Raw genomic sequence first — 9,943 nt, 5'->3', positions numbered from 1 at the left:
CCGCGTCGACGATGCGCGCGCCCGGGTCGGACACGGCCGGCGTGCCCGCATCCGACACGAGCGCCACGCGCTCGCCCGCGCGCAGGCGCGTGGCGATTTTCTCGGCGACCTCGCGTTCGTTGTGCTGGTGCGCCGCGATCATCTGCTTGTTCAGGCCGAAGCGCGTGAGCAATGCGCCGGTCTTGCGCGTGTCCTCGCAGGCGACGACGTCGGCCAGCAGCAGCACGTGCAGCGCGCGCAGCGTGATGTCGGTGACGTTGCCGATCGGTGTGGCCACCACGTAAAGCGTTGCGGTAGGATAGGACTGCTGGGCGGCCTCGCCCATGACGGGCAGTTGGGCGATCTGGCTGGACTGGGTTTCTGTCATGTTGGGGATACGGATGAAGATTCTCGAGGCACTGTGCGCCCGGCTGGCCTGGCTGCTCATCATGATGAGTGTCGGTGGCCACGCCCTTGCCGGCACGCCATGTGCCGGGCCGCAGCGATTGTGCGCGTCCGTGGACACTAACACAAGTGCGCACGCGCCCCTTCTCGCGATGCTGGATCCCGCCATCCAGCCGCGTCCTGCCCGGCCGCCACCGAACGAACCGGCGCCGCCGCCGCCGGCATCAAGCCCGCCCATCCGCATCGCCCTGCTGCTGCCGATGCGATCCAGCACGCTGGCAACGGCCGCCGAGGCGGTTCGCGCCGGCTTCATGGCGAGCATGGAACGGGACGGCACCGGCTTCAAGGCCGAGGTCGTCTCGACAGGCGATGCGCCGCGCGACGTGCTCGACGCGTACGCGCGCGCGGCGGTGGCCAGCGACATCATCGTCGGTCCGCTCGCGCGTTCCGCCGTGGCGGCACTGGCCGACAGCGATGCCGTCACGCGGCCGACCGTCGTGCTGAGCGTGCCGGAAGGCCGGGCGAGTGTGCCGCGCGGGATGCTCGTGGCGGGGCTGTCGATCGAGGACGAGGCGCGCCAGGTGGCGGAATGGGCCGCGCGCGAGCATCCGCACGGCCGCGCGCTGATCCTCACGGGCGGCGCAGCCTGGGCGCAGCGGGCGGCCGGCGCGTTCGAGGCGCGCTGGGTCCAGCTGGGCCACACGAACCAGCGCTTCGCGGTGCCGTCCGGCGAAGGGGGCAAGGCGGCCATCGGGGAACTGAAGCAGAAACTGGAGATCGACCCGCCCGACCTGCTGTTCGCCGCACTCGACAGCGCAGCGCTGCGCCCCGTGCGCGCGCTGGCCGCCGCGATCCCCTGCTATGGCGGCGGCCCGGCGAATCCGGGGCGGTCGACGGTGCCGGATGCGCCGGGCCTCGACGGCGTACGCCTCCTCGACCTGCCGTGGATCGTGCTGCCCGACCACCCGGCCGTGATGGTCTACCCGCGCCCGCTGGATACGGAACAGCCGCTCGACATGGACCGCTTATATGCCCTCGGCATCGACGCCTTCCGCGTCGCGCGCGAACTGGCACTGCGGGATGGCGCGCCGTTCAACATCGATGGCGTCACGGGCCGGCTCGACGCGGTCGCCGGCCCCGGCGGGCAATTGCAGCTGCAGCGGGTCGAGGCTGCCGTCGTCGTCGGCGGCGGCGCATTCGAACCCGTCAAGGGCCGCTGACATGTGGCCGACCCGGCTGTCGCGCAAGCAGGAACAGGGACGCGCGTGGGAAAACGTGGCCCTGGCCCATCTCGAACGCCACGGCCTCGTGCTGGTGGAAGCGAATTTCCAGTGCAAGCCGGGAGAAATCGACCTGATCCTGCGCGACGGTGCCACGCTCGTGTTCGTCGAAGTGCGCCAGCGCGCGGCCGGGGCCCCGGTCAGCGCGGCGGAAAGCATCAGTCCGGCGAAAATCCGCCGCATCATCCGCGCCGCCCAGTTTTATCTACAACGCTTCAATCGCCTGCCGCCCTGCCGCATCGACGTCGTCGCCATCGATGGCAACCATGTCGAATGGATAAGGAACGCCGTTGAAGTGTAAGCATTTTTTGCTGGCCTTGATCGCCGGGCATTGCCACTGCACTATAATCTTTGACCATGAATACTCAACGCATCCTCGCCCACTTCCAGGAAAGCGCCGAACTCAAGATGAAGTCGGCGAATCTCCTTGCACAACCGATTTCTCAAGCGATTGAGCTGATGTTCAATGCGCTTTCCAACGGCAACAAGATCCTCTCTTGCGGCAACGGCGGCTCGGCCGGCGACTCGCAGCACTTCGCCGCCGAACTGGTCGGCCGCTTCGAGCGCGAGCGCTTCCCGCTGCCGGCGATCGCGCTCACCACCGATACGTCGATCATCACGGCCGTCGGCAACGACTACAGTTTCAACGAAATCTTCAGCAAGCAGGTACAGGCGTTCGGCCAGGCCGGCGACATCCTGCTGGCGATTTCCACGTCGGGCAATTCGGGCAACGTGCTGGCCGCCGTCGAGGCCGCGCTGGAACGCGAGATGCGCGTCGTCGCCCTGACCGGCAAGGACGGCGGCAAGATCGCGCAAATGCTGACCGACGCCGACGTCCACATCAACGTGCCGCATTCCCGCACCGCCCGCATCCAGGAAGTGCACCTGGTCGCGATCCACAGTATCTGCGACGGTCTCGACGTCGCCCTGTTCGGAGAAGAAGATGCAAATTAACGCCGACGCCGTGCTGCGTCCCCTGTCGAAGGCCGTGCTGTGCGTGGCCCTGTTGTCGTCCCTGCAAGGCTGCGTCGCGGTCGTGGCTGCCGGCGCCGTCGGCGGTGCCGTCGCGACGGCCGACCGCCGCACGCTGGGCGCGCAGACCGAGGACAAGGGCATCGAACTGAAAGCCGCTGCCCGGATGGGCAACATCGTCGGCGATGCCGGCCACGTCAACATCAACAGCTACAACCGCAAGGTGCTGCTGACCGGCGAGGTGAAGGACGAGGCGATGAAGCGTGCGGTCGAGAACGAAGTGCGCGGCATCACCAATGTCGATAACGTCATCAACGAACTGCAGATCGCCGGCCCGTCCAGCTACACGTCGCGCGCCAGCGATGCCCTCATCACCAGCAAGGTCAAGCTCAGCCTCGCGGACAAGAAGACCGTGTCGGCCACCTCGTTCCAGGTCGTGACGGAAGGCGGCACCGTGTACCTGATGGGTCTCGTGACCCAGCGCGAAGGCAATATCGCCGCCGATGTTGCCCAGGGCGTGTCGGGCGTCATGCGCGTGGTTAAAATGTTCGAGTACATCAGCGAAGAAGACCTGCGCTCGATGTCGCCACCGCAACAGCAGCAACCCGAGCCGCGGGGCACGTCGTAACACACCGGATGATGGGGATGAGACCATGACCACCTCACAACGCACATGGATCAAGCCGGCCGCCATCGGCGCGGCCGTGCTGGCGATCGCCGGCATCGGTTACGCCACGTTCAGCCAGCAGCAGCAGGCGCCCGACGTCACGTTCATCACCATCGCCGGCCAGAAGATCAGCTCGCAGGACTTGCGCGGCAAGGTCGTCATGGTCAATTTCTGGGCAACGTCGTGCGCCACCTGCGTGAAAGAAATGCCGCAGATGGTCGAGACGTACAACAAGTTCAAGCAGGACGGCCTGGAATTCGTCGCCGTGGCGATGAGCTACGATCCGCCGAACTATGTCTTGAACTACGCCGAGACGCGCAAGCTGCCGTTCAAGGTGGCCCTCGATTCCGGCGGCGACCTGGCCAAGCAGTTTGGTGACGTCAACATGACGCCGACCACCTTCGTCATCGGCAAGGATGGCAAGATCCTCAAGCGCTACCTGGGCGAGCCGGATTTTGCATCCTTACATGCGCTGCTACAAAAATCGTTGAAATCGTAGGATGGGCGGCCCCCGCCCACGCGTAACGCCAACAAACTGCATACGTCACTACGCCTGACGTTCCCCGCGCACCGCTGACTTCCCGCAAACGCCGAGGTCCTGTTCGGCCCAAGCTTGATGCCGGCAAAGGAGAAGGCGATGCGCAAGCTGATCGAGTACGTGCTCGTTGCGGGCCTGCTGACGGCAGCAGGCTGCAGCAGCGTGGACACCGGCCTGCGCAACACCGTCGTGTTGCATTACCAGCACGTCGCCAACGTCCACCGGATCGATTTCACCGTGCCCGTCGCGCTGCCGAACCGCGCGCCCGTCCAGTTCGTGCTGCCGCTGGATTCGCACGGATTCTGGGCCGTGTTCCTGCTGTGCGACCTGGACGCCACGGGCACCAACATTCCGAGTTTTTATTTCGACGCCGACCGCCTGCGCGTGCAATACGGCGACCAGCGCTACGGGCCACTGCGGCCATACACGCTGCGGCTGGAAGACACGGCCGACATCAACAGCCGCTTCGACACCGACGCCCTCGCGGATGCGATCGCGGCCGAACTCCAGCGCGGGCCTTCGAGCCAGGTCTTCCGGCACGGCTATTACGCCCAGCTGCATTACCGCTTCGCCGTCTACGTGCCGCGCGCGCTGCCCGACTATTCCGGCGACCAGTTACGCCTGCGCTACGAAGGCGGACAGACGCTGGCACTGGGCAATGGCTACCCGCCCGCCGACATCGCAAACGCCGGTCCCGGCGGTCCGGGCATTGCCGCGCACTGCCTGCCGTGACAGTGTGCGCCGGCCAGCCGGGCCCGGTGCTAAGATGGCTTTTTGGAGCTCATCAACACATCCATCATGCTGCCGGAAGCCGAACTCGTCGCGCGCCTGTGCCTTGCGGCCCTGCTGGGCGGGGCCATCGGGTTCGAGCGCGAGCGCCTGTCCTGGGCGGCGGGGTTGCGGACCCACATGCTGGTCTGCGTCAGTTCCTGCCTGATCATGATCGTTTCGGCCTATGGCTTCAACGACGTATTGAACCACGAGCATATTTCACTCGACCCGTCGCGCGTGGCGGCCCAGGTGGTGTCCGGCATCGGCTTCCTGGGTGCGGGATCGATCCTGCTGCGCGGCGACGTCGTGCGCGGCCTGACGACGGCGGCCAGCCTGTGGTCGGTGGCGGCCGTCGGCCTGGCGGTGGGCGGCGGCCTGTACGTGGCGGCGGTGGCAGGCACGGCCATCATCCTGTTCATCCTGGCCGCGATGAAACCGCTGGAACAACGCTATTTCTCGTCCAGGCAAAAACGCGAACTGGTGCTGTCGGCCGAGCGGGGCCGGCTCACGCTGCACGTGCTGGAAAAGGAACTCGGTCCGGTCACGAACCGCATCGGCACGTTCATCGTCCAGCAGAGCGAGGAAACGGGAAACCTCGATGACGTCCTCATCGCGTTCTCGCGCCTGTCCGAGTCGGAATTCAACGCGTTGCTCGACCGCCTGCGCGCCATCCCGGGCGTGCACCGGGTCGAAGTGAAGAGTCGCCCCGACCGGCGCACATCGGCGTAAGCTGGCGTCATCGACACGGAGACGAGCATGGATGCGAGCAATCAACCCTTGACGGTCGAGCAGGCCTACCGCGCCATGCTCGCCTTTCTCGAACGCGAAGTCGACCTGACGGAATCGAGCGACCTGGCCGACCTGCTGGCCGGCTACCGGCTGGATGAAGACGGCCGGACGAGCGATCCAGCCGTGTGGGAAGAGTGGCTGGAAGCCGTCGGGCGGGCCCGGCAGCTGCCGTGAAGCGGCTGCTTACCAGCGCCCCCGTTCCTTTTTGGCCTGCCGCTTGCGCGTCGCCGCATTCTGCTGCTGCAACAGCGCATCGACGCGCTCGGACGCTTCGCGCGCCAAGGTCTGCGCTTCCTCGATGCTGGGGAAGAATTCCGGCATGCGGTAGCCGAGCCAGGCATAGGCCGAGTACATGCGGCACGTGTCCTCGACTTCCTGCAGGTTTTGCCAAAACAATTCCTGCGGATGGGGCTGGAGCTTGCAGACTTTCCGTTTCGCGAGCGATTGCGCCCAGTGCGACCACGCGCTTTCCAGGGTCGGCACCCTGGTCGAAATGGGCACGAGCGACATCGTGAATTTCTCCGCCACGCTCAAGTCCAGCGTATCGAGCCATTCCGCGCGCTCGTTCTGTTCTTCCGTGATGCGCGGATAGAAAAAGCCGTCGGGCACGTCAATGTTGTGCACGAAGCGTTTCAGCAATTTCACCAGCGACGTCTCGCCCGTCACCGACGAGATGCGGTGCAGTTGCTCCAGCGACGGGGCGACCGCGAAACCGCTGGCCGGCACGGGCGGGACCTTTTCCTTCATCAACGAGCGCATGACCTCGTGCGTGTCGTCGTCGTAGCCGGCCACGAAACCTTCCTCGTGCACGCCGTAGCGGCCCGCGCGGCCGGCGATCTGCTTGGCGAGCGCGGCCGAGATTTCTTCTTCCTCGACGCCGTTGTACTTGACGGCCGTCGTCATCACGATGCGCTGGATCGGCATGTTCAAGCCCATCGCGAGGGCGTCCGTGCCGACGACGATGTCGGCCTGCCCTTCGCGGAACCGCTCGGCCTGCGCGCGCCGGACTTCCGGAGATAAATTGCCGTAGACGGTCGCGACGGACAGGCCCATCTCCGTGATCATGTCGCGCCACATCAGCACCTCGCGCCGCGAGAACGCGATGACGGCGTCGCCCCGCTTCAGGTTCCTCAGCTTGCGCACGGCGCCGGGTTCCATCGACAGCGGTGCCTTGCGTTTCAGCACGTGGACTTCGAGCGGACACTCCAGGCGCTCGGCCAGCGCCTCGATCGCGCGCCGCGCTTCCGGCGCGCCGACGAGGTACACAGTCGACGCCGGCGCGCCGCATACGGCGGCCGTCCACGCGGCGCCGCGGTCGCGGTCGGCCAGCATCTGGATCTCGTCGATGACGGCGACCTGCACGGGCGTCTTCGTGTCCAGCATCTCGACGGTGCTGGCGATGTGCGTCGCGCCTTCGGCCAGGCGGCGTTCCTCGCCCGTGATCAGGCTGACCTTGATGGGTTCGCCATCGGGACCGACGGCGTTCTGCAGGCGCTCGTAGTTTTCCAGCGCCAGCAGACGCAGCGGCGCGAGGTAGACGCCGCTGTCGGCTTGCGCCAGGTGCTCCATCGCGCGGTGCGTCTTGCCGGAGTTGGTCGGGCCCAGCAGCGCGATGAAGCGGCGCGCCATCTTGCTGGCCACGTCGAACGACGCTGGGTACTCGGCGAGGTTGATGCTTTCCTTGGTGCGCGCGGCGTGGCGCTCTTCCTGCTCGCGCTCGCCGGCGTGCAGCAGGCGCTGGCGGATGCGGTCGAACACGAACTCGGCCGGCTCGGACGTCTCCAGCTCTTCCAGTACGTGCAGGAACAGCATCGGGTCGAAGCCGAACTCGTCGGCCTGGTCGGCAATTTCGCGCACGAATTCTTCGACCTCCTGGTTCAGGTCGTCGACGGCGTCGCGTGTGGCCCGCTCCTCGACGAGCTCGCGCCGCGCGAGCAGATCCATCTTGCGCCATTTGCTGGGCTTGGCCAGCACGCCGCGCGACGGCACGAGGCGGTACTCGACGTGCAGACCGTCCACGCGCACGGCGCCGGCGAAGCGCAGGAAGACGCGGCCTTCCATGCGGACCAGTTCGACGCCGCGAGCGTGCAGCCCGAGCTCGCGTTCGAGGAACGCGTCGTCGTCCTGGGTGTTGTCGGCGTCGGAGGGGAGACGGGGTTGGTGTTCGCTCATGTTTTCAATATAGCGCGGGCGCAGCGGGCGCACCGTGCGGCAGGTGACAAACAAGGTGGGCGGAGGCCGCCCACCCTACGTATCGTTCCCGTAGGGTGGGCGGCCCTCCGCCCACGCGTGATGTATCCGAATTGTTGACGTTACTTACGCTGCGACGCCCGCTTCGTGCGCCTGCTGGTCCGCGTGATACGACGAGCGCACCATCGCGCCGACGGCCGCGTGCACGAAGCCCATCTCGTACGCCTTCTCTTCGAACATTTTAAAAGTGTCGGGGTGCACGTAGCGGCGCACCGGCAGGTGCGAGTTCGACGGGGCCAGGTACTGGCCGATGGTCAGCATGTCGATGTCGTGCGCGCGCATGTCGCCCATGACTTCCAGGATTTCCTCGTCGGTCTCGCCCAGGCCGACCATCAGGCCGGATTTCGTGACGGCGTTCGGGTACATTTTCTTGAAGTCGCGCAGCAGCACCAGCGAATGCTGGTAGTCGGCGCCCGGACGCGCTTCCTTGTACAGGCGCGGCACGGTTTCCAGGTTGTGGTTCATCACGTCCGGCAGGCCGTCGGCGAAGATGTTCAGCGCTTTTTCCAGGCGGCCGCGGAAGTCCGGCACGAGCACTTCGATCTTCGTGTTCGGCGACAGCGCGCGCGTCTTCTGGATGCACTCGACGAAGTGGCCGGCGCCGCCGTCACGCAGGTCGTCGCGGTCGACCGACGTGATCACGACGTACGACAGGCGCAGGTCGGCGATGGTCTTGGCGAGATTCCCCGGCTCGTTGACGTCGAGCGGGTCCGGACGGCCGTGGCCGACGTCGCAGAACGGGCAGCGGCGCGTGCACTTGTCGCCCATGATCATGAAGGTCGCGGTGCCCTTGCCGAAGCATTCGCCGATGTTCGGGCAGCTCGCTTCCTCGCACACGGTGACGAGGTTGTTGGCGCGCAGGATGTCCTTGATCTCGTAGAAGCGCGACGACGGGCTCGCGGCTTTTACGCGGATCCAGTCCGGCTTCTTGAGGCGCTCGTGTTGTTCGAGCGGCACGATCTTGATCGGGATGCGCGACGTCTTGCTCGCGCCTTTCTGCTTTTCGCTCGCGTTATACGCATTTGCTGCGGATTCTGCTGCTGCGGTGCCGGTGTCGATTGGAGAAGTCATGTGCGTAGTCAGTTGGTTGCGGCCTGCGCGACCGCTGCGGTTGAAGAGGGTGCCGTGGACAGATGGTCGATCAGCGCGGCGGCGAGGGCTTGCTGTACGTCGGCCAGCGGCGCGTCGACGCCCATCGTTTTCATGTCCACCGTGGCCAGGCCGGAATAGCCGCACGGGTTGATCCAGGTGAACGGCGCCAGGTCCATCGCCACGTTCAGCGAGACGCCGTGGTAGGTGCAGCCGTTGCCGCGCACCTTCAGGCCCAGCGCGGCGATCTTGGCGCCCTTGCGCGGACCGTCGGCGATATAGATGCCGGGCGCGCCTTCGACGCGTTCACCGGCAAGATTATACGCCGCCAGCACATCGATCACGGCCTGCTCGATCTTGTGGACAAATTGGCGCGCATACAATTTGCCGCCGGGCTTGTTGCGGCGCAGGTCCATCAGCAGGTAGATCACGACCTGGCCGGGGCCGTGGTACGTGACTTCGCCGCCGCGGTCGGTCTGCACGACGGGGACGTCGTGGGCCGTGACGCTCAGCAGGTGGCCGCGGTCGGCGCCCAGCCCGAGCGTGAACACGGGCGGATGCTCGACGATCCACAACTCGTCGGGCGTGTCGGGCGTGCGCGCATCCGTGAAGGCGCGCATCGCGGCAAAAACGGGTTCGTAGTCGGCGCGGCCAAGCTCACGGATAGCCGGCTGGTTCGCTTGCATGGATAGGGTCTGTGAAGGGATACCCCGTCATTATAAGCCAGCCTGATGGCTGGCGTCCTGAACCCAGTTTATAGAACGATCTTGACCATCGGGTGCGACGACAGTTCGCGGTACAGGTTGTCGAGCATTTCGCGGCTGGTGGCGCGCACGATCACGGTCAGGCCCGTGTAGGCGCCCTTGGCCGACGGCCGCACTTCCATCTTGCCGGCATGGAAAGTCGGATCGTGGATGGTGACCACTTCGACGATCGTGTTGGCGAACTCGTCGTGCGTCGGGCCCATGACCTTGATCGGGAAATCGCTCGGGTATTCGATGAGGGAATCTTTCGGGTCCATGGCCACTCCTTTTGTAAAACAGCATTGTAGCCAAACCGCCCCATTTCCGCCCGGATCAACGCTCTTTCTGGTCCCGACCGCGCTGGTCGACGTGGCGCCGTTCCTCGGACCTGGCCGGCGCGGGCGCCGGGGCCGGTGCCGCGACGGGTGCCGGACGTGGGGCCATCTGCACGGGCGGTGGG

The 9,943-nt window shown here is 66.0% G+C and carries 13 protein-coding genes; 8 read left to right on the top strand and 5 right to left on the bottom strand.

The window, feature by feature from the left end:
• The coding region (gene rsmI, locus ACEN88_RS16890) for a 16S rRNA (cytidine(1402)-2'-O)-methyltransferase (protein ID WP_413341368.1) at nt 1–367 on the bottom strand (367 nt) is incomplete at its 3' end.
• 13 nt (nt 368–380) lie between these two features.
• On the opposite strand from rsmI, the gene ACEN88_RS16885 reads away from it, so the two are divergent.
• From ACEN88_RS16885 to ACEN88_RS16850, 8 genes are all read left to right on the top strand, one after another.
• On the top strand, nt 381–1,604 hold the full coding sequence (locus ACEN88_RS16885; protein WP_413341366.1) for a penicillin-binding protein activator: 1,224 nt from the start codon (nt 381–383) through the stop codon (nt 1,602–1,604).
• Nucleotide 1,605: 1 nt separating this feature from the next.
• A complete protein-coding gene (locus tag ACEN88_RS16880; protein WP_413341364.1) occupies nt 1,606–1,965 on the top strand; it encodes a YraN family protein in 360 nt (119 codons plus the stop codon).
• Nucleotides 1,966–2,021: 56 nt separating this feature from the next.
• A complete protein-coding gene (locus ACEN88_RS16875) occupies nt 2,022–2,618 on the top strand; it encodes a phosphoheptose isomerase (RefSeq protein WP_056125992.1) in 597 nt (198 codons plus the stop codon).
• Nucleotides 2,608–3,264, top strand: coding sequence for a BON domain-containing protein (locus ACEN88_RS16870; protein ID WP_413341362.1), 657 nt, complete (start codon nt 2,608–2,610; stop codon nt 3,262–3,264). Before ACEN88_RS16875 ends, ACEN88_RS16870 begins: the two co-directional genes overlap by 11 nt.
• 25 nt (nt 3,265–3,289) lie before the next feature.
• Nucleotides 3,290–3,802, top strand: a complete 513-nt coding sequence (locus tag ACEN88_RS16865) for a peroxiredoxin family protein (protein ID WP_413341360.1) — start codon at nt 3,290–3,292, stop codon at nt 3,800–3,802.
• A 138-nt stretch (nt 3,803–3,940) separates the two neighbouring features.
• Nucleotides 3,941–4,573 (top strand): hypothetical protein, encoded by a 633-nt coding sequence (locus tag ACEN88_RS16860; protein WP_413341359.1) that lies wholly within the window; start codon nt 3,941–3,943, stop codon nt 4,571–4,573.
• A 66-nt stretch (nt 4,574–4,639) separates the two neighbouring features.
• Complete coding sequence (locus tag ACEN88_RS16855) at nt 4,640–5,341, top strand: MgtC/SapB family protein (protein WP_413341357.1); 702 nt, start codon at nt 4,640–4,642, stop codon at nt 5,339–5,341.
• A gap of 27 nt (nt 5,342–5,368) precedes the next feature.
• Complete coding sequence (locus ACEN88_RS16850; RefSeq protein ID WP_413341355.1) at nt 5,369–5,575, top strand: hypothetical protein; 207 nt, start codon at nt 5,369–5,371, stop codon at nt 5,573–5,575.
• A gap of 9 nt (nt 5,576–5,584) precedes the next feature.
• On the opposite strand, the gene ACEN88_RS16845 is transcribed toward ACEN88_RS16850, so the two are convergent.
• The 4 genes from ACEN88_RS16845 to ACEN88_RS16830 form a co-directional block, all read right to left on the bottom strand.
• Complete coding sequence (locus tag ACEN88_RS16845; RefSeq protein WP_413341353.1) at nt 5,585–7,573, bottom strand: helicase-related protein; 1,989 nt, start codon at nt 7,571–7,573, stop codon at nt 5,585–5,587.
• Between the two features lie 144 nt (nt 7,574–7,717).
• A complete protein-coding gene (lipA, locus tag ACEN88_RS16840) occupies nt 7,718–8,722 on the bottom strand; it encodes a lipoyl synthase (protein WP_413341352.1) in 1,005 nt (334 codons plus the stop codon).
• 8 nt (nt 8,723–8,730) lie between these two features.
• Nucleotides 8,731–9,426, bottom strand: a complete 696-nt coding sequence (gene lipB, locus ACEN88_RS16835; protein ID WP_413341350.1) for a lipoyl(octanoyl) transferase LipB — start codon at nt 9,424–9,426, stop codon at nt 8,731–8,733.
• A gap of 68 nt (nt 9,427–9,494) precedes the next feature.
• Nucleotides 9,495–9,761, bottom strand: a complete 267-nt coding sequence (locus tag ACEN88_RS16830; protein WP_056125976.1) for a DUF493 family protein — start codon at nt 9,759–9,761, stop codon at nt 9,495–9,497.
• Between the last annotated feature and the right edge of the window lie 182 nt (nt 9,762–9,943).

Origin of the sequence: Massilia sp. CT11-108 (assembly GCF_047302915.1) — a bacterium.
Taxonomy (GTDB): Bacteria; Pseudomonadota; Gammaproteobacteria; order Burkholderiales; family Burkholderiaceae_D; genus Telluria; species Telluria orientalis.
This window is presented reverse-complemented; position numbering and strand designations above follow the sequence as displayed.

What these genes read in the sequence shown, in the direction of transcription:
- lipA (WP_413341352.1), bottom strand. Translation starts at nt 8,722, where the DNA reads ATGACTTCTCCAATCGACACCGGCACCGCAGCAGCAGAATCCGCAGCA.
- ACEN88_RS16880 (WP_413341364.1), top strand. Translation starts at nt 1,606, where the DNA reads ATGTGGCCGACCCGGCTGTCGCGCAAGCAGGAACAGGGACGCGCGTGG.
- ACEN88_RS16865 (WP_413341360.1), top strand. Translation starts at nt 3,290, where the DNA reads ATGACCACCTCACAACGCACATGGATCAAGCCGGCCGCCATCGGCGCG.
- ACEN88_RS16830 (WP_056125976.1), bottom strand. Translation starts at nt 9,761, where the DNA reads ATGGACCCGAAAGATTCCCTCATCGAATACCCGAGCGATTTCCCGATC.
- lipB (WP_413341350.1), bottom strand. Translation starts at nt 9,426, where the DNA reads ATGCAAGCGAACCAGCCGGCTATCCGTGAGCTTGGCCGCGCCGACTAC.
- ACEN88_RS16860 (WP_413341359.1), top strand. Translation starts at nt 3,941, where the DNA reads ATGCGCAAGCTGATCGAGTACGTGCTCGTTGCGGGCCTGCTGACGGCA.
- ACEN88_RS16870 (WP_413341362.1), top strand. Translation starts at nt 2,608, where the DNA reads ATGCAAATTAACGCCGACGCCGTGCTGCGTCCCCTGTCGAAGGCCGTG.
- ACEN88_RS16875 (WP_056125992.1), top strand. Translation starts at nt 2,022, where the DNA reads ATGAATACTCAACGCATCCTCGCCCACTTCCAGGAAAGCGCCGAACTC.
- ACEN88_RS16850 (WP_413341355.1), top strand. Translation starts at nt 5,369, where the DNA reads ATGGATGCGAGCAATCAACCCTTGACGGTCGAGCAGGCCTACCGCGCC.
- ACEN88_RS16855 (WP_413341357.1), top strand. Translation starts at nt 4,640, where the DNA reads ATGCTGCCGGAAGCCGAACTCGTCGCGCGCCTGTGCCTTGCGGCCCTG.
- ACEN88_RS16845 (WP_413341353.1), bottom strand. Translation starts at nt 7,573, where the DNA reads ATGAGCGAACACCAACCCCGTCTCCCCTCCGACGCCGACAACACCCAG.
- ACEN88_RS16885 (WP_413341366.1), top strand. Translation starts at nt 381, where the DNA reads ATGAAGATTCTCGAGGCACTGTGCGCCCGGCTGGCCTGGCTGCTCATC.